The following is an 18,452-nucleotide window of genomic DNA, read 5'->3' as shown; positions in this document are numbered from 1 at the left end:
TTGGCGATATCACGTTGTATCGTTGCCACGCAGTCCTCAGCGGAAAATCTCTTATGAAGCTCAAAGACAAGTTTGAGATTAAGCTCCTGAAGGTTAGTCAGGAAAGCCTTTCGCTGGCTCGGATCGAGCCGCTCATAGTGGTTTATGAGGGATTTCTGCCCGTTAAGGGTGAGTAGCTCGAGGAGGTCTTTTTCGTTCATGTTGAACCTGTCCTGATAGATTTTGTAAGGCAACTATCGCTCATCATTATAAATGATTTATCGACGACATAATAGTAGAATAATTCGAGGTGCACGTGGCATGAGAAATGGCCATCTTTTCCTATTGTGAAGCCTTTGTTTTTATCTTAATATCTAGGAGCAGTAGGTGTAGTATGGGCGGGTACATTGTGGTGAAGAATGTCTGAGGTCCGATTAAACCATATTACCGGAGACTGGGTCATCGTCTCGGCGGAGCGGGCGAAAAGGCCGGAAGATTTCGCTCAAAAGAGGCAGAGCAAAGAGCTGCCCGCATATGTGGCTTCCTGCCCCTTTTGTCCTGGTAACGAGACCGATACGCCTACAGAAACATTCCGCTTAACGAGCCCGGACGGGGCCTGGTCCGTGAGATCGGTTTTGAACAAATTCTCGGCCTTATCTCCGGAGGGGGACGTAAGAAAAGAGAAGGTAGATTTCAAGCAGGTCATTTCGGGCGTGGGTCGTCATGAGGTCATTATTGAGACGCCTGAGCACAATAAGACGACGGCGCTTTTGTCTGTCCATCAGATGGAGCGGGTCCTCGCCGGATACAGGGATCGCCTCATTGCCTTCTATGAAGACCCGCGCGTGGAACACGTGATCATCTTCAAGAACCACGGCATTGGGGCGGGAACCTCCCTTGAGCATCCGCATTCCCAAATTGTGGGTACGCCGGTATTCCCCGGGCAGGTGATGACGAGGCTCGAGGAGGCCCGGAGAAATTACTATTATGTGAATTTTGGGGAATGCCTCTATTGCACGTATATGTATGGAGAGATGAATGAAAAAGTGCGGATCGTGAGCGAGAATGCATCTTTTGTGGCGTTTATCCCCTATGCGGCCCATTCACCCTTCCACACCTGGATTTTTCCCAAGCGACACTGCGCCTGTTACGGATGCATAAGTGAGGATGAGATCAAAGGGCTCGCCGGTATTTTGAGAGATGTGCTTCGTCGAATGTACGTGGGACTGGATAATCCTGATTTTAATTATGTGATCCGATCGTTGTCCACGAGAGAAAGCGATTCTAAGTATTTCCACTGGTATATATCGGTCATCCCGAGGATCACACAGACCGCCGGTTTCGAACTCGGTACGGGTATGTATATCAATACGGCTCTACCCGAGGAGAGTGCGAGGTTCTTAAGGGATGTTGGCTATGAATTTCCGGGGGATTAGACGACAATCGGTAAACGATATCTCCCACAATACTGATATCGCCGGTGACCCTTGCGTCGTCGGTGCGTTCGACACTGGAGATGCAGGGGAGGCTCGATTGTGAAAGTGCTCTTTATAGGCGGCACGGGCGTGATTAGTAGGGCGGTGAGCCGGCAGGCCATTGACAGAGGATTTGAACTCTCCGCGCTCAATCGAGGGTCCGAGCTTCATCCGGCCGGAAGTACGCATCTAGCTGCGGATATAAATAGAACCGGGGACCTTTACGCAGTTCTTGAGGGTAAGAAATTTGATGTGGTGGTTGATTGGATCGCATATGCTCCGGGTGATATAGACCGCGACGTGGCCCTGTTTAAGGACCGGGTCGGGCAGTACGTCTTCATCAGCTCCGCATCAGCTTATCAAAGGCCGCCGGCCTCTTATCTCATCACAGAGTTAACCCCGCTTAGCAATCCGTACTCGGAATATGCCCGCGGCAAAATTACCTGCGAAGAGCGTCTGATGCAAGCATACCGTGAGCAAGGTTTCCCCGCCACGATTGTGCGTCCTTCTCTAACCTATGATCGCAACTTTCCCATCGCTATCGGGGGGAAGGGCTGTTATACGCTCGCCCAGCGAATACTCGATGGCCATCCGATCATCGCTCACGGCGACGGCTCGTCCCTCTTCGTTGTGACGCACGCGGACGACTTTGCGCGAGGGTTTCTCGGCCTTCTGGGAAACGCTTGCGCCGTGGGGGAGGCCTTCCACATCACTTCCGACGAGGTCCTTACCTGGAACCAAATCTATGAAACCATAGCTCAGGAATTGGGAACCGAGGCTAGAATCGTGCATATCTCCTCAGACTTCATCTCCCAGGTGGCGCCGCAGCTGTCAGCGAATCTGCTGGGCGACAAGACCTGGAGCCTTGTCTTTGACAACAGCAAGATCAAGAACTTTGTGCCCGACTTTGAAGCGACGATCTCCTTCAACGAGGGCGTACGCAGAACAGTGGCATGGTTCCGGGAAGATAGGGCACGCCGGCGTATCGATGAGTCAGTGAACCGCGAAATGGATCGCATTCTCAGTATTTACAGCGGAGAATGCGTGACAGACCCTTAAGGCAACTGCTCTCCGGTAGCAAGGGGCTGACGTACAGGGTAGCTCAGGTGGGAAATTGGTTCTCTTGCCTGTCTCAGGGCAGATAAAAATTATGTTGCAATTTTGTCCAATATGATTCATGATTGTACATAGTTTCGTTATTTGAAGCACGGTTTCGCATAGCGGAACGGCTATAATACATAATAACCAAACTTAGACAAGGAGGAGGAAATGAAAAAAGGTCTGATTATTTTATTGGCTGCTGTATTTTTGGCTGTCGTAGGCCATATCAGTATTGCTTTTGCAGCTGATACGATTGAGCTCAAGCTCGCTGAAATCCATCCCAAGGGTTATCCCACTGAGCTCGGAGATGAAGAGTTCGCCCGTCTCGTCAAGGAGCGCACGGGCGGCCGCATCAATGTCACCGTGTACCCTGGCGGTCAGCTGGGCGGTGACGAGAAGGCGGTTGTGGAGCAAGTTCAGATGGGCGCCATCGATTTTGCCCGTATAAGCCTGGCGCCGGTATTGCAGTTTGCCAAGGAGCTCAATGTTCTCTCGCTCCCTTACATCTATCGCGATTCCAACCACATGTGGAAGGTTCTCTCCGGTCCTATCGGTCAGGACTTGTTGAAATCCGTCGATAAGGCAAACCTTGTGGGCCTCGCATATTATGACGCGGGTGCACGGAGCTTCTACAATTCAAAAAGAGAGATTAAGAGCCTTGCCGACCTCAAGGGGCTCAAGATCCGTGTTCAGGAAGCGAAACTCATGATGGACCTGGTCAAAGCGCTCGGCGCCTCTCCGACCCCGATGGCCACAGGCGATGTGTATTCAGCCCTTCAGACGAACGTTATCGACGGCGCCGAAAATAACTGGCCGTCGTACATCTCCTTCAGCCACTACCAGGTGGCAAAATTCTACACCGTGGACGGACATACACGGGTTCCCGAAATCCTCATCGGGAGCAAGAAGAACTTTGCAAACCTGTCAAAGGCCGATCTTGATATTATTAGCAAGTCGGCCAAAGACGCGGTAGAGTTCCAGAAGAAAAAATGGGCGGAATCAGAGAAGGTAAACGAAGAGAAGGCCAAGGCGGCGGGCTGCAAGATCACTTATCTTGACGCGAAGACCTTGGGCGAGTTCCAGAAGGCCGTTCAGCCCATCTATGCCGATTACAAAGAATATGCCGATCTGATCAAGAAGATCCAGGATGTAAAGTAGGATAAGCAATCAAAAACAGGGGGCCGGCTCGCCCGGCCCTTCCTTAAGAACAATGCCGAGGTAAAGACATGAACGGGATCAAGTACGTCTTTGACAGGATATTTGCAGGGCTCACATGGGCGGCCTTCGGTATGCTCATTATTATGACGATTCTGATTTTTGCCGATGTCTTCTGCAGGTACCTTCTGAATTTTAGCATCTTCTGGGCTGACGAGGTGAGCCTCATCCTCATGATCTGGTTTACCTTCATTGCCCTCGCCGTGGGGGTGCGCAAGAAGATTCATATTGCGATAGATTTTGTTCTGTCCTTTCTCCCGGACAAGGTTCAGACCAAAATCGTGGCGCGCATCGTCGATGTATTTACGTTTATTTTCGGAGTGACCTTCGTCTACTTTGGCATTGCACTTTGTAGAATCGGTACATATTCAACGCTTGCAGCAACCGAATGGCCTTCTTACACAGAATATGTTTTCATTCCGGTGAGTGGGCTGCTCGTCATATATACGTCCGTTGAAAATTTTCTTCAGAGGTCGAAAGGTCCTGAATATCTCGACACCATTTTTTTAGGCCAGGGGGACAAAGATGCATCATTACAGTGAAGGCGTAGCTATAGCGATCCTGTTCAGTTCATTTGCGGCATTCATGATCATCAGGGTCCCCATCGCATTTTCCCTTATTCTTTCCTCTATCGCAGCCGCCGTTTACATGCACCTTCCCATCATGGCGCTCGCCCAAAGCATGGCCAAGGGCGTTCAGTCCATGGCGCTGCTCACGATCCCGCTTTTCATTCTCGCGGGTGAGATCATGAGCCAGGGAGGGATTTCCCAGCGGATGGTCGGTTTTGCTAACGCCCTTGTAGGGCGCGTTCGAGGCGGCCTTGCTATGGTTGACGTGCTTGCCTGTATGTTTTTCGGGGGCGTGAGCGGCTCATGTGTGGCTGACGTTTCAGCCATAGGCGCGATCATGATTCCCATGATGAGAAACAAAGGCTACGATAACGATTACGCGGTCGGAATCACCATTTCCGCGGCCGTTGAGGGAGTTCTCGTTCCGCCGAGCCATAATATGATCCTCTATTCAATCGCAGCCGGCACCATCGGAGGCGGCGCCTCTGTGGGGGCTCTTTTTCTGGCGGGGATTGTCCCCGGCGTTGTTCTTGCGGCATGTCTTATTATCTCAAGCTACATTCTGGCCGTCGTGCGCAAGTATCCCAAGGGCAATAAGTTCTCTTTTCTCCTTTTGCTCAAGACATTCAGACACGCCTTTCTTGGCCTTTTGACGGCGCTTATTATTCTCGTGGGGATTCTTTCAGGGGTCTTCACCGCGGCTGAATCATCGGCTGTGGCCGTTGTCTATGCCTTCATCATCACATTTTTCGTATACCGCGAAGCCCCTTTCAGTCAGTTCAAAAGTGTCTTGTTTAAGACCACCAAGACCCTTGCCATGGTCATGAGTCTCATCGCCACGGCGAGTGCCTTTGGATATATCCTTGCCCAGTTGCAGGTTCCAAAGAAAATAACCGATATAATACTATCTCTCACATCGGACAAGAACATGCTGCTTCTCTGGATAAACATCCTGCTCCTATTTTTGGGATGTATTATGGACATGGCGCCCCTTATCCTGATTTGTACGCCCATCCTTTTGCCTGCTGTTGTCGCCTTCGGCGTCCATCCGGTCCACTTCGGTGTGATCATGATGCTTAACCTCGGCATCGGTCTTTTGACGCCGCCGGTTGGCTCAGCGCTGTATGTGGGTTGCGCGATAGGAGACATCAGGATAGACAAGCTGACGAGGAGCATGGTCCCGCTCTATCTCACGCTGGTCGTGGTGCTCATGATCGTAACGTATCTCCCTGAGATAGTTGCATACCTGCCCCGCCTGTTCCACTTTATGTGATAACAGGCGTAGCTTGAAACTGCTTTCATTAGAGCTTAAGCCGGATGAAGAAGGAAGCCGGCTAAGGTGCAATAACTGGAACAAACTCTCCATGAATGAGGTGAAACATGGTCTTTATTCATAGTTCTATAGCATCGGAGAATGTAGGGAACGGTGTAGAGAGAAAGATACTTGCATCAGCGGGAAAGCTTATGACGGTCGAGGTAACGTTTCAAAAAGGGGCTATAGGGGCGCTGCACGCCCATCCTCACGAACAGATCAGCTACATTGTTCGGGGAACCTTCGAATTTACCATAGATGCTGAGAAATATGTTTTGAAGGCCGGGGATTCCTATTATGTGCCCCCGGATATGGTACACGGCGTGAGAGCCCTTGAGGATTCTGTGATACTCGACGTTTTCACGCCGCAAAGAGAAGATTTTCTCAAATAGAGCCGTGTTGATATATTCCCGTGTGTGCGCTAAATTGGTAAGGTGCGCATCTCCAAGAGGTGGCGCTACTTTCCGGTATGCAGAGAACTTAAGCGGGGGGTGATCAGACCTCTCACACATAGGGGACACACGTCATGAAACAGCTTAACGCCAGCCTCGTTAACTCCAAGGTTCAACTACCCAAAGATTTGAACGTACACGAAAAAAGGAATCTACCTGAAAGGATAGTACAATTCGGCGAAGGTAATTTTCTCAGGGGTTTTGTCGACTGGATGGTTGACAGGATGAATGAGCAAGGGCTTTTCAACGGGGGCGTTGCCGTAGTGCAGCCGATCCCTACGGGCCTTGCAGAAACGCTCAACATCCAGAACGGCTTGTATACGCTTTACTTGAGAGGGATTAGGGATGGAATGATTGTTGAAGAGAAAAGCATCGTCTGCTCGGTTACACGGGCACTCAATCCCTATACGGATTTTGAGTCGTACATGAGTATAGCCGAGAGCCCGGATTTGAGGTTCGTCATCTCCAATACGACTGAGGCCGGGATCGTCTATTCAGAGAAAGACAGACCAACTGACAGGCCGCCTCATTCGTATCCGGGTAAGCTCACGGTGCTGCTTCACCGGCGTTTTGAGGCGTTTGTGGGAGACCCGGAGCGCGGACTCGTTATCATCCCGTGTGAGCTTATCGACAGGAACGGAGATGTGCTCAAGGAAGCGGTGCTCAGGCTGTCAAGGCAGTGGGGGTACGAGGAAGCATTCATCAACTGGTTGACGACAGCGAACTATTTTCTCAACTCACTGGTGGACCGGATCGTGACCGGCTATCCCAGGGAGGAAGCGCAGGGCATCACTGAAGAACTTGGATACGAAGACAAACTGCTCGATACGGGTGAGGTGTTCCATCTGTGGGTTATTGAAGGTGATAAGAGGTTCGCCAAAGAACTGCCGCTAAGTGAGGCCCGTTTGAACGTGATCTGGACTGATGACATGACCCCCTACAGGACGAGGAAGGTCAGAATTCTTAACGGCGCCCATACCATGACAGTTCTCGCGGCGTACCTGTATGGTCTTAATACGGTTAAGGAGTGCATGGACGATCCTCTCGTAAGGAGGTTTATGGAAAAGGGTCTGTACGAGGAGATCATCCCCACCCTCGACATGCCCGAGAATGAATTGCTTGATTTCGCGAGGACCGTATCCGAACGGTTTGCCAATCCTTTCATCAAGCACTATCTTTTGAGCATTTCACTGAACTCGACCTCGAAATTTAAGACGCGGGTCCTTCCGTCAATCACGGAATATGTGGCCCGCAAAGGCGCCATACCGGAGGCCCTCACGTTTTCACTTGCCGCCCTGATCGCCTTCTACAGAGGTACCGAGATAACCGGACACGCGCTAAAAGGCTCGCGCTCAACAGGTGGCCAGGGCACTAACCCTTACGATATCAATGACGACGAGGACGTACTCGAGCTGTTTCGTGACGTCTGGAAGAGATACGAGCATGCGCGCATGAACCTCAATGAATTGGCTTTAGCCGTGATGTCAAGGGCCAGTATATGGGGGTTCGACCTGAATACTGTTCCGGGTCTTACTCGCGCGGCAGTGAGATATCTCGCAGGGATCGTTGACCACGGCATTGGTGCCACCCTGGAACAGGTGCTGGCGCGAGGCAATTCTTAACCGGAGACACTATAGTGATAAGAGCCGGCAAGCTACTTATGATTAATGCCAAGGATAATGTAGCCGTGGCACTCGCGCGTATCGCAGCCGGTGAGGCGCTTACGATCGGCAAGTATCAGCTTGTCGCAAGAGAGGACGTGGAGAGTGGTCACAAGATAGCCCTCGAGAATCTCGCACAAGGCAGGGACATCATAAAGTACGGGTTCCCCATGGGCCGTGCTGTGGTAAATATTTCGGCGGGGGAGCATGTTCATACCCACAACGTCAAGACTAACCTCAAAGGCCTCGAACAGTATCGTTACACACCGGTAAACAAAAAGGGCCGCGCGGCAAACCCTGAGACCGCAACTCAGCCGCGAGAGTTCGCGGGCTACGTGAGGAAAGATGGACAAGTCGGCATAAGAAACGAGATATGGATCATCAATACGGTGGGGTGCGTGAATAAGACCTCGGAGAATCTCGCGAAAGAGGCAAATGTGCGGTTGGCGGGGCTGACGGACGGCCTATTTGCCTATACGCACCCCTATGGTTGTTCCCAGCTCGGAGAGGACCACAGGAACACCCAAAAGATACTGGCTCAGCTTACGAAACACCCCAATGCGGCGGGGGTGCTTGTATTGGGACTTGGTTGTGAGAACAACAATATCGACGAGTTCAAAAAGGTACTGGGGGACTACGACCGAGAGCGGGTCAAATTCATGGTTTGCCAGGACGTTGATGACGAGATGGAACACGGAGTTAAGCTGCTTGGCGAGTTGGCGCGTTATGCGCAGACATTCGTGAGGCAACCCTGTGACGTTTCGAAGCTCGTTGTGGGGCTTAAGTGCGGCGGCTCCGACGCCTTTTCGGGAATTACGGCAAATCCGCTCGTAGGCGAGTTTTCGGATATGCTGATTCGGCGAGGTGGAACGGGCATTCTCACGGAGGTACCCGAAATGTTCGGGGCCGAGAAGAGGCTCATGGATCGATGCGTGAGCCGGGAGATCTTCGATAAGACCGTGAGCCTCATCAATGGGTTTAAGGAATATTACCTCAGCCACGGTCAGGAAGTATACGAGAACCCCTCTCCGGGGAATAAGAAGGGTGGCATTTCGACCCTGGAAGAAAAATCACTGGGGTGTATTGAGAAGGGCGGCACAGAGCCGGTTGTAGATGTGCTTCAATACGGTGAGAGGGTAAAAACGGAAGGTCTCAACCTGCTCGCAGGTCCGGGCAACGATATTGTGGCCTGCACCGCATTGACGGCAGCCGGCGCACATGTAATCCTGTTCACTACGGGACGCGGAACACCGCTCGGGGCGCCCGTTCCCACCATCAAAATCTCAACAAATAGAGAGCTGTCTCAGCACAAGGGAAATTGGATCGACTTTGACGCAGGCCGGCTTTTGACGGGTGAAGATGCGGACCATCTGAAACATGAGTTGTTCGGTTTCGTGGTAAAGGTGGCCTCCGGCGAATTAAGGACAAAAAACGAGGAAAACGGTTACAGGGAAATCGCCATCTTTAAGCAGGGCGTGACGCTGTGATAAAGCTTGGGCGGGAGGCTTGCGATGAAAGCATTTATGGATGAAAACTTTCTCTTGAACAATAAGACGGCTGAAGCACTTTACCATGATCATGCGAAAGACATGCCTATCATCGATTACCACTGCCACCTGAATCCCAGAGAAATAGCGGAGGACAAGAAGTATAGGAACATCGCCGAATTGTGGCTCGGAGGTGACCATTATAAATGGCGTGCCATGAGGAGTAACGGCGTGGAAGAGAGATGTATCACAGGGGATGCTTCAGATAAAGAGAAGTTCTTAAGTTGGGCCTATACCATACCGCGGTGCATAGGGAACCCCCTGTATCACTGGACGCATCTTGAGCTTAAACGATATTTTGCTATCGACACGCTGCTTTCACCCGAGACGGCGGAAGAAATATGGGAACGGTGTAACGAGGTACTCACCTCCGGCCGGTTATCGGCGAGAGACTTGATCAGGCGCTCGCGGGTGAAGGTGATCTGTACCACGGACGACCCTGCGGATGCGCTCGAATATCATCGGGCTATAGCTCTGGACGAGAGATTTGACGTAAAGGTTTTTCCCGCTTTCAGGCCGGATAAGGCCTTAGGCATAGAGAAAGACGGTTTTCGCGAGTACCTGGCAAAACTGGAGAGTGCGGCAAAGGTGAGCATCAATGATTTTGGCACTTTGCAAGGGGCCCTGGTCAAACAAATCCAGTTCTTCCACGACGCAGGATGCAGGGCAGCCGACCATGCGCTTGATCCTGTAGTGTATACTGAGAGTTCCGAAAAAGAGGCCGCCCACGCCTTTGATAAGGCGCTTCGGGGTCAAGCGCTCACTGAGATAGAAGTGAAAAAGTACAAAACGTATCTCGTCCTGTTTGTGGGCAGAGAATATGCAAAGAAAGGTTGGGTCATGCAGATGCATATGGGCGCCATACGAAATACGAACAGGCGGATGATGAGGGTTTTAGGGCCTGATACGGGCTTTGACGCCATAGGGGACTTCAGTTTCGCAGAAGACCTAACCGGGGTGCTCGACGCACTCGATTACACGGATGAGTTGCCGAGAACCATACTCTACTGTCTTAACCCAAGGGACAACGAGATGCTGGCGTGTATCATAGGCTGCTTTCAAGGTGGGAATATACCCGGCAAGCTGCAGTTTGGCTCAGCCTGGTGGTTTAACGATCAGAAAGACGGTATGGTCCGCCAGATAACCGCTCTTGCCAACCTTGGGCTTTTGAGCAGATTTGTGGGTATGCTTACAGACTCGAGGAGCTTCATGTCCTACGCCCGCCACGAATATTTCAGAAGGATCCTGTGCAATTTGATCGGAGAGTGGGTAGAAGACGGGGAGGCTCCAAACGATTTGGAGCTTCTTGGCGGTATGGTTAGAGACATCTGTTACCACAATGCTGCATCATACTTTCGGTTCCCATAACTCTATTTGATCGCCCCGTAAATTTTGTCTATCACGGCGGCGTTTCGTCTGGTCTCATCCTGACTCAACCGGGGTTCGCCGCCGTGTGCAATCGCCCGGGAAAAATCTTCAATTTCGTGCCTGTAGCGGTCGCTTCTTGCCACGCGTATTTTGCGAGTGCCCGAATCCGTTCTCAGTGTGATATACCCGGGGTCATCGAGGAACGTATCAGGGACTTGAAGCGCCCCTTTTGTACCGACAATTTCGGAGTATATGCTCTGGTATGCGTTGAATCCGCAGTGGAGCGTGGCAATGATGCCAGAGCGATACGTAAGAACCGCAGAAAGCATCACGTCAACACCACAGTCTTGAACGGAGGAGGCCGCAACGGATTGAGGATCCTCACCGGTTATCATGCCGATGAAGTTGACGGGGTAGCAGCCTACGTCGTACAAAGAACCGCCTCCCAGGCGGGGAATCAGTTTTATTGAAGCAGGATTGAGAAGAAGAAACCTGAAGCACGAATTGATATACTTTATTTCACCTAATTCTCCGCTCGCAAGGACCTGCTCCGCTTTTCTTACGCGGTCAGTGTAGCGATACATGAAGGCTTCCATGAATTTTACGTGCTGCTCCTTGCAGACGCGGATCATCTCTTCGCACTCGGAGACCTTGAGCGCCACGGGTTTTTCACAGAGCACATGTTTTCCCTTTCGGGCGGCCTTTATGGTCCATTCCTTGTGAAGGGCGTTTGGCAGCGGGATATATACGGCTTCGACATGCGGATCATCGAGCAACAGGTCGTAGCCTTCATAGGTTCGTGCAACCGGATAGGCCTTGGCACATTCCTCAAGTTTTGCCGTCTCGCGTGATGCAAGAGCGTAGAACTCAGCATTGGACGATCTGAGGATGGCGGGAATGACGTTCATCCGCGCTATCCTGGCGTAGCCGAGTATGCCCCACCTGATCTTTCGTCCCTGTCTTGCCATGGCGGTCCTCCTTCTTGATTGAAAGCCCTGAGCGCGATCCCGAGGAAAATGTCCGTGGTGCACGATCCCTGCAACGAACGGTCTAGCCGGCACCAATAGTGCGTGTTTGGGCGTGCTCCAGGATACGCCGAGCCGGTCAGAGTATATAGAACCATTCTAAATTGGCCGCATGAAAAAAATCAAGGATCATTAAGGGAGTCGAGCATCGGCTTTAATACGGGCCTTGACTTGTAGGGGCTAAACCATATATAATTATAGACTTTTTTGAAAGGGGTAGAGAGTGAGAGATAAATACTGCGGATTTGTGACAAAGGATGACATCGGGAAGGAATTGGCGCTCTCAGGCTGGGTTTTCAGAAGGAGGGACCATGGAGGCCTCATTTTTGTCGATCTGCGTGATGTCACGGGTGTGGTCCAGGTTGTCTTTTCCCCTGAGATAGCCAAAGAAGCTCATGAGAAGGCAGGAGACATAAAGCCTGAATATGTCTTGAAAATCCTCGGCAGGGTCGAGAAAAGGCCTCCCGAGACGGAGAACCTCAACATACCTACGGGCCAGATAGAGGTATATGTCCGCTCTTTTGAAGTCCTCAATACGTGTAAGCCTCTGCCTTTCCAGCTTGATGAAGAAGGCATCGGCGAGTCCATCAGACTTAAGTACCGGTATCTGGATATGCGTCGGCCTGAGATGAAGAAGATCTTTATCGAGAGGAGCAAGGCGTACAAGACCACGAGGGATTATCTCACGGTGCAGGGTTTCTATGAATTTGAAACCCCCTTTCTTACCAAGAGCACGCCCGAGGGTGCGCGGGATTTCATTGTTCCGAGTCGGCTCAATGCGGGCACGTTTTATGCGCTGCCGCAGTCGCCCCAGCTCTACAAACAGATGCTTATGATAGGTGGTTTTGAACGGTATTTTCAGATTGCCCGTTGCTTCAGAGACGAAGATCTGAGGGCCGACAGGCAGCCTGAGTTCACCCAGATCGATATCGAAATGAGTTTTGTGGAACGAGAGGATGTGATGCGATTGAGCGAGGGCCTTGCCATTGCGCTCTATGAGGCGTTAAAAGGGGTGAATCCCCCCGAGGTGCCTTTTCCGAGAATGAGTTATACCGAGGCCACGGAGCGCTACGGCACGGACAAGCCCGATCTGCGCTTCGGCCTGCCTCTCGTTGAAATCACCGACATATTTAGAGATACCGAGTTCGGTGTGTTTCAAAAGACCCTCGCCGAAGGGGGTGTGATCAAGGCCATGGTCCTCTCCGGTAAAACGCTTTCGAGAAAAGACCTTGACACCACTGTGGATGCAGCCAAAGACATGGGCGCGGGCGGTCTCATCTGGATGCGCAAGGATACGGAAGGCCTGCAATCGCCTATAGCGAAATACTTGAAGGATGATGAAAAGAGCCGGATGGAGGCGACACTTGGACTTTCGGCCGGAGATGTTTTGTTCATGATGGCAGACAAGCGGGGCAAGGTGAACGATATTATGGGGAGGTTGAGATTGCATCTTGGTGAGAAGTTTGATCTCATCGACCGCGACAAGGACAAATTCCTCTGGGTCATAGATTTCCCTCTTCTCGAATACAGTGAGGAGGAGAAACGATTTGTAGCCCGGCACCACCCTTTCACGTCGCCCAAGCAATCGATAAGAGGTTATCAGGGCGATTATGGGGGGATCCTTGCCAATGCCTACGATATGGTGCTTAACGGTGTGGAGATCGGCGGCGGGAGTATCAGAAATCACAGGATGGACGAGCAGAGGGAAATTTTTCGGCTCCTCAATATCAAAGAGCAAGAGGCCGAGGAGAAGTTCGGGTTCTTGCTTGAGGCCCTGGAAATGGGCGCCCCGCCGCACGGCGGCATAGCTTTCGGTTTCGATCGGATACTCATGATGCTTCTCGGGCTGGAAAGTATTCGCGATGTGATTCCATTCCCCAAAACCCAGAAAGGCACCTGTCTTTTAACCGGCGCTCCTTCGAAGGTTGGACAGAAGCAGTTAAACGAACTGAAGATAAAGCACATCACAGAAGGTCGCTGACAAGCGGAGGTCTGCTTGAAGAAGGAAGAGAAAGGCAAAGGTTTTATCTTTAAGAATGTCACTAAACGTGCAAGCTACCCGCTCATCGACGTTGATGCACCTGAGTTTTATCGGGAGATATTTCCCTACGACGAGATGTGCAGGGTTAAGTTCGATCACAAGATCGAACTCATCGATCCGCCCGAGGAGATTTACATTACTGATACAACGTTTAGAGACGGGCAGCAATCAAGGCCGCCGTTTACGCCGCAGCAGATAGAGGACCTTTTCGATTTCCTCCATCGCTTAAGCGGGCCGAACGGCGTCATTCACCAGTCCGAATTCTTCCTTTATTCCGATAAAGACAAAGAGGCCATAGAGAGGTGCCTTGAGAAGGGGTATCGGTACCCCGAGATAACGGGCTGGATCAGGGCTAATAAGAACGATCTGCAACTGGTCAAAAATGTGGGTCTCAAGGAAACGGGTATTTTGACAAGCGCTTCCGACTACCACATCTTTCTCAAATTCGGTAAGTCAAGGTCTCAGGTGTTTAAGGATTACTTGAAGATCGTTGAGAGCACGCTCGACCTCGGCATTATCCCGAGATGCCATTTCGAGGATATAACGAGGGCCGATATTTACGGATTTTGTGTGCCCTTCGCTCAGGCGCTCATGAGCATGTCTGAGGAAGCCAAGATACCGGTGAAAATACGGCTCTGCGACACGCTCGGCCTGGGCATTACCTACCCGGGATCCGCAATACCCAGATCCATCGGAAAGATTATCCGCGCCATGATCGACGACGCGGGAGTCCCTTCGGGTTACCTGGAATGGCACGGCCACAATGATTTCTACAAGGTCCTCATCAATAGTGTCAGCGCATGGCTTTACGGATGTCAGTACGTCAACGGCACACTCCTCGGTATCGGAGAGAGGACAGGCAATGTTCCTATCGAGGGACTCATTATGGAGTATATAGGTCTTACCGGTGAGGACAACGGTGTTGATACGACCGTCATCACGGAGATCAGAAACTATTTTGAAAAGGAGCTGGGCCATCATGTACCGAAGAACCAGCCCTTCATCGGTCTTGATTTCAACGCCACCTCCGCAGGCGTTCATATTGATGGTATGATCAAAAATGAAGAGATCTATTCGTCGTTTGACACGAGCAAAATCTTGAAGAGACCGCTTGCCGTGAATATCACCGATAAATCGGGCCTTGCGGGCGTCGCCCACTGGATCAACTCGCACTTCGCCTTGGTCGACGAGGACAGGGTGGAGAAGACGCATCCGGGTATAGCGAAGATCAACAAATGGGTCCTGAAACAGTACGATGAAGGAAGGGTGACGAACATATCAGAAGAGGAGATTGAGCACCAGGCGAGGCTCCATATCCCTGAGATCTTTGTGTCCGAATTCGAGCTCATCAAAAAGCGGGCCTACGATATGGCTGCCCACCTCATGGAACGATATATCGAAGATGCGGCAATCAAGAGCATGAAGCCTGTGAACCAGGAAGAAATCCTCAAGAACATCGTGGAAGAGTATCCTTTTATCCAGTTTGCCTATATCGTGAACGGCGAAGGTATCAAGATTACCAAGAATATCACCCAGGTCGTGGACAGGGCGAAGTACGCGCAAATCGGTCTTCATGAGGATTTTTCAGACAGGGATTGGTTTATCAACCCCATGAAGAACGGCAAGATCAGCGCCACCAACATGTATTCATCAAGAATTACAGGGGCTCTCTGTGTGACGGTTTCCGGCCCGATCCGGGACGAGACCGGAGAGATCGTGGGTGTGCTTGGCTTCGACATACGCTTCGAAGACTTAACCAAGGCAGAGGTTGAGTGATTTATGGGTCAGACTTTAGCGGAGAAGATCCTCAGCGCTCGTGCAGGGGCGAGCTTGAGACGGGGCGAATATGCCGTCATCGATATCGATCGGATTCTTCTGCAAGATGGTACCGCGCCGCTCGCTATCCAGAGATTCAGACAGATGGGATTCCAGAGGATTTTTGACGGAAAGAGGGTCACCTTCTTCATAGATCACGCGTCGCCAAGCCCCCGACAGGAGCTTTCCAACGATCACCGGATCATCAAGGAATTTGCCAGGGAGTTCGGCGCCAATGTGAGCGATGTGGGTGAGGGCATATGTCATCAGATCATGTCCGAGCAGGTTTTGTTGCCGGGAGAGATACTGATCGGGGCGGACTCTCATAGCTGCACGGGAGGGGCGCTTGGCGCCTTTTCCACGGGCATGGGATCCACGGATGTGGCAGTTGCCATGGGGTTGGGAAAGACCTGGATGAGGGTCCCGGAGAGTTTTAGGTTTGTGCTTCAAGGTGAGTTCCCCCGGGGTGTCTATGCCAAGGATCTTATTCTCAAAATCATCGGCATGATTGGTTCTGACGGGGCCACGTATAAATCCATGGAATATTTTGGCGAGACGGTGAGACATATGGATGTGGAAGACAGGATGACTATTGCCAATATGGCTGTTGAAGCCGGGGCGAAATGCGGCCTGTTCCCGTCCGACGATATGACGCGCCTTTTCCTCAAACGGTCGGGGAGAGGTAGCGCCTTCGTGGAGATACTTCCCGATGAAGATGCGGACTATGAGAAGACCCTTGAGATAGATGTTAAAGAAATAGCGCCGATGGTGAGCCTGCCGCACCAGGTTGACCGCGCAAAGAGCATTGATGACCCGGACACAAAAGGGATTGCCGTACAACAGGTCTTCATCGGATCATGTACCAACGGCAGAATAGGGGACTTAAGAGTGGCCGCGTCCGTGCTCAAAGGAAGAAAGAAACACCGCGATGTAAGGCTTATTGTGGGCCCCGCCTCACGGGCAGCCTATTATGAGGCCATGAAAGAGGGCGTCCTTTCCATCCTCGTTGAAGCCGGCGCCCTGATCATACCGCCGGGATGCGGGCCGTGCATCGGTATCCATCTTGGGGTTCTGGGGGATGAGGAGACCTGCGTATCTACTTCGAACAGGAATTTCTTGGGAAGGATGGGAAATCCTGAGAGCGCGATTATTCTCGCCTCACCGGCAACGGCAGCGGCAAGCGCCATCAAGGGGGAGTTGGCAGACCCGCGGGAGGTAACCTGATGGTCTTGCGAGGGGCTGCATGGAAGTTCGGTGACGGCATCACTACCGACCATATTATTCCCGGGAGATTCTACCATCTACGGTCCAATCTTGAGGAATTGAAGAAACACGTATTCGAAGACATTTCGCCGCAATTCTATCAGAAGATTCGCGCCGGTGACATCGTGGTGGGCGGCAAGAACTTCGGTTTAGGCTCAAGCAGGGAGCATGCCCCTCTTATCATCAAAATGGCCGGCATTGATGCGGTAGTGGCCGATTCTTTTGCGAGAATCTTTTACAGAAATGCTATCAATGTGGGGCTTGCAGCCATCATCTGTCCTGCGGACGATATAGGTGAGGGAGATGAACTGGAGATACGACTCGATGAGGGAATCCTGATCGATCACACGACAGGTAAGGAAAAGACGTTTTCTGCGCTGCCTGCCATAATGCGAGACATCCTCCGAGAAGGTGGACTGGACCGTTATATAAAGAAGCGTGGAGGACTGCAGATTTGATGAAGGTTGTAAAGATACCTTATATAGCAGGAGACGGCACAGGGGATGATATCTGGGCCGCATCCAGAGGGATTTTCGAAGAGGCCTTTCTCAAGGCCACAGGGGGAGAGCAGAGAATAGAATGGTTGACGGTGATCGCAGGGCTCAAGGCCCTCGAAAGAAAAGAAGAGCTTGTGCCTGATGAGACGCTTAAGGTCGTTCGAGAGCATAAAATAGCCATCAAGGGGCCTCTGACAACACCTGTGGGGGGCGGATTCCGGAGTGTCAATGTCTATCTCAGGCAGATATTCGACCTCTATGTGTGCATGCGTCCCATCCGGTACTTCAAGGGGTTGCCGAGTCCGCTGAAAGAGCCCGAGAAGGTGGACCTCATCATCTTCAGAGAGAATACCGAGGACCTCTACCGGGGGATCGAATGGAAAGAGGGCACTTCTCAAGCGCGAGCTCTTATCGGTTTCCTGAAGGACGAGATGAGCGTGACCCTGCCTTCGGATACGGGCCTCGGCATAAAACCGATGAGCAAAACTGGCACGGTCCGTTTCACAAAATGGGTTATCGATTACGCGATCAAGCACCGGAGAAGGTCCATAACCGTGGTACATAAAGGCAATATCATGAAGTACACGGAAGGCGCTTTCCGCGAATGGGCATACGAGATTGCTCGCGCTTATCCGGATAGAATCAGTGTGAATGGAGAGGACAACAAGATTCTCTTCAATGACCGTATCGCCGACAATATGTTTATGCAAATCATAATGAAGCCTGAGGAATATGATATCCTGCTATGCCCCAATCTGAACGGAGATTATCTCTCAGATACGTGCGCAGCGCTTGTCGGAGGCCTTGGCGTGGCGCCCGGCGCCAATATCGGCGATGACGTGGCCATATTCGAACCCACCCACGGGAGCGCGCCCAAATATGCAGGCAAAGATGTGGTCAATCCCGCATCCCTCATACTGTCGGGCGCCATGATGTTTCGGCATATGGGCTGCGATCAGGCCGCATTCCTTATAGAAAAGGCAATAGAGAACACCATACGTGACGGGATTGTGACCTACGACCTTGCCCGTCAGCTTAAAGATCAGCGTCCGGTCAGCTGCTCTCGGTTCGGAGATGAGGTTGCAAAACGTTTGTAAACATACGAGGAAATTCTGTTTCAATGGAAACGGAA

General features: G+C 51.6%; 16 protein-coding genes. 14 read left to right on the top strand and 2 right to left on the bottom strand.

What is annotated here, in order from left to right; genetic code table 11:
* Positions 1-233: hypothetical protein (locus tag VMT62_00345; protein ID HVN94854.1), on the bottom strand; the 233-nt coding region annotated here is incomplete at its 3' end.
* Positions 234-398: 165 nt separating this feature from the next.
* On the opposite strand from VMT62_00345, the gene galT reads away from it, so the two are divergent.
* The 9 genes from galT to uxaC all read left to right on the top strand — a co-directional run bounded on the left by galT (position 399) and on the right by uxaC (position 10,679).
* The gene (gene galT, locus VMT62_00340) at positions 399-1,415 is read left to right on the top strand and encodes a galactose-1-phosphate uridylyltransferase (GenBank protein HVN94853.1); all 1,017 of its coding nucleotides are present in this window, start codon (positions 399-401) and stop codon (positions 1,413-1,415) included.
* Between the two features lie 99 nt (positions 1,416-1,514).
* On the top strand, positions 1,515-2,513 hold the full coding sequence (locus tag VMT62_00335; GenBank protein ID HVN94852.1) for an NAD-dependent epimerase/dehydratase family protein: 999 nt from the start codon (positions 1,515-1,517) through the stop codon (positions 2,511-2,513).
* Between the two features lie 210 nt (positions 2,514-2,723).
* Entirely contained in the window at positions 2,724-3,713 is a 990-nt protein-coding gene (locus tag VMT62_00330; GenBank protein HVN94851.1) for a TRAP transporter substrate-binding protein, read from the top strand.
* Positions 3,714-3,781: 68 nt separating this feature from the next.
* Entirely contained in the window at positions 3,782-4,312 is a 531-nt protein-coding gene (locus tag VMT62_00325; GenBank protein ID HVN94850.1) for a TRAP transporter small permease, read from the top strand.
* Positions 4,296-5,612 (top strand): TRAP transporter large permease, encoded by a 1,317-nt coding sequence (locus VMT62_00320; protein HVN94849.1) that lies wholly within the window; start codon positions 4,296-4,298, stop codon positions 5,610-5,612. The genes VMT62_00325 and VMT62_00320 overlap by 17 nt, the downstream gene beginning before the upstream one ends.
* A 107-nt stretch (positions 5,613-5,719) precedes the next feature.
* Positions 5,720-6,043 (top strand): cupin domain-containing protein, encoded by a 324-nt coding sequence (locus VMT62_00315; protein ID HVN94848.1) that lies wholly within the window; start codon positions 5,720-5,722, stop codon positions 6,041-6,043.
* A gap of 134 nt (positions 6,044-6,177) precedes the next feature.
* Positions 6,178-7,725, top strand: a complete 1,548-nt coding sequence (locus tag VMT62_00310; GenBank protein ID HVN94847.1) for a tagaturonate reductase — start codon at positions 6,178-6,180, stop codon at positions 7,723-7,725.
* Between the two features lie 14 nt (positions 7,726-7,739).
* On the top strand, positions 7,740-9,251 hold the full coding sequence (locus VMT62_00305) for an altronate dehydratase family protein (protein HVN94846.1): 1,512 nt from the start codon (positions 7,740-7,742) through the stop codon (positions 9,249-9,251).
* 24 nt (positions 9,252-9,275) lie between these two features.
* A complete protein-coding gene (gene uxaC, locus VMT62_00300; GenBank protein ID HVN94845.1) occupies positions 9,276-10,679 on the top strand; it encodes a glucuronate isomerase in 1,404 nt (467 codons plus the stop codon).
* A 2-nt stretch (positions 10,680-10,681) separates the two neighbouring features.
* Here the strand turns inward: uxaC and VMT62_00295 are convergent, their stop codons facing one another.
* On the bottom strand, positions 10,682-11,647 hold the full coding sequence (locus VMT62_00295; protein HVN94844.1) for a Gfo/Idh/MocA family oxidoreductase: 966 nt from the start codon (positions 11,645-11,647) through the stop codon (positions 10,682-10,684).
* 280 nt (positions 11,648-11,927) lie between these two features.
* On the opposite strand from VMT62_00295, the gene aspS reads away from it, so the two are divergent.
* Genes aspS through icd form a run of 5 tightly spaced genes read left to right on the top strand, consistent with a single transcriptional unit; the run spans position 11,928 to position 18,417 of the window.
* Positions 11,928-13,685 carry an aspartate--tRNA ligase gene (aspS, locus tag VMT62_00290; protein ID HVN94843.1) on the top strand — a complete coding sequence of 586 codons (1,758 nt, stop codon included), beginning with the start codon at positions 11,928-11,930 and terminating at the stop codon, positions 13,683-13,685.
* Between the two features lie 15 nt (positions 13,686-13,700).
* Positions 13,701-15,521: a hypothetical protein gene (locus tag VMT62_00285; GenBank protein HVN94842.1), complete on the top strand. Its 1,821-nt coding sequence runs from the start codon at positions 13,701-13,703 to the stop codon at positions 15,519-15,521.
* Between the two features lie 3 nt (positions 15,522-15,524).
* Positions 15,525-16,784 carry a 3-isopropylmalate dehydratase large subunit gene (locus VMT62_00280; protein ID HVN94841.1) on the top strand — a complete coding sequence of 420 codons (1,260 nt, stop codon included), beginning with the start codon at positions 15,525-15,527 and terminating at the stop codon, positions 16,782-16,784.
* Positions 16,784-17,281, top strand: a complete 498-nt coding sequence (locus tag VMT62_00275) for a 3-isopropylmalate dehydratase small subunit (GenBank protein ID HVN94840.1) — start codon at positions 16,784-16,786, stop codon at positions 17,279-17,281. The genes VMT62_00280 and VMT62_00275 overlap by 1 nt, the downstream gene beginning before the upstream one ends.
* Positions 17,281-18,417: an NADP-dependent isocitrate dehydrogenase gene (gene icd / locus VMT62_00270; GenBank protein ID HVN94839.1), complete on the top strand. Its 1,137-nt coding sequence runs from the start codon at positions 17,281-17,283 to the stop codon at positions 18,415-18,417. Before VMT62_00275 ends, icd begins: the two co-directional genes overlap by 1 nt.
* Positions 18,418-18,452: the final 35 nt, after the last annotated feature.

Source organism: Syntrophorhabdaceae bacterium (genome assembly GCA_035541755.1).
Taxonomy (GTDB): domain Bacteria; phylum Desulfobacterota; class Syntrophorhabdia; order Syntrophorhabdales; family Syntrophorhabdaceae; genus PNOF01.
The sequence above is the reverse complement of the archived record's forward strand: the minus strand, read 5'-3'. Positions and strand labels throughout refer to the sequence as shown.

Coding starts and splice junctions, on each gene's coding strand:
- galT (HVN94853.1), top strand. CDS start 399: ATGTCTGAGGTCCGATTAAACCATATTACCGGAGACTGGGTCATCGTC.
- VMT62_00330 (HVN94851.1), top strand. CDS start 2,724: ATGAAAAAAGGTCTGATTATTTTATTGGCTGCTGTATTTTTGGCTGTC.
- VMT62_00325 (HVN94850.1), top strand. CDS start 3,782: ATGAACGGGATCAAGTACGTCTTTGACAGGATATTTGCAGGGCTCACA.
- VMT62_00320 (HVN94849.1), top strand. CDS start 4,296: ATGCATCATTACAGTGAAGGCGTAGCTATAGCGATCCTGTTCAGTTCA.
- VMT62_00315 (HVN94848.1), top strand. CDS start 5,720: ATGGTCTTTATTCATAGTTCTATAGCATCGGAGAATGTAGGGAACGGT.
- VMT62_00310 (HVN94847.1), top strand. CDS start 6,178: ATGAAACAGCTTAACGCCAGCCTCGTTAACTCCAAGGTTCAACTACCC.
- uxaC (HVN94845.1), top strand. CDS start 9,276: ATGAAAGCATTTATGGATGAAAACTTTCTCTTGAACAATAAGACGGCT.
- VMT62_00295 (HVN94844.1), bottom strand. CDS start 11,647: ATGGCAAGACAGGGACGAAAGATCAGGTGGGGCATACTCGGCTACGCC.
- VMT62_00280 (HVN94841.1), top strand. CDS start 15,525: ATGGGTCAGACTTTAGCGGAGAAGATCCTCAGCGCTCGTGCAGGGGCG.
- VMT62_00275 (HVN94840.1), top strand. CDS start 16,784: ATGGTCTTGCGAGGGGCTGCATGGAAGTTCGGTGACGGCATCACTACC.
- icd (HVN94839.1), top strand. CDS start 17,281: ATGAAGGTTGTAAAGATACCTTATATAGCAGGAGACGGCACAGGGGAT.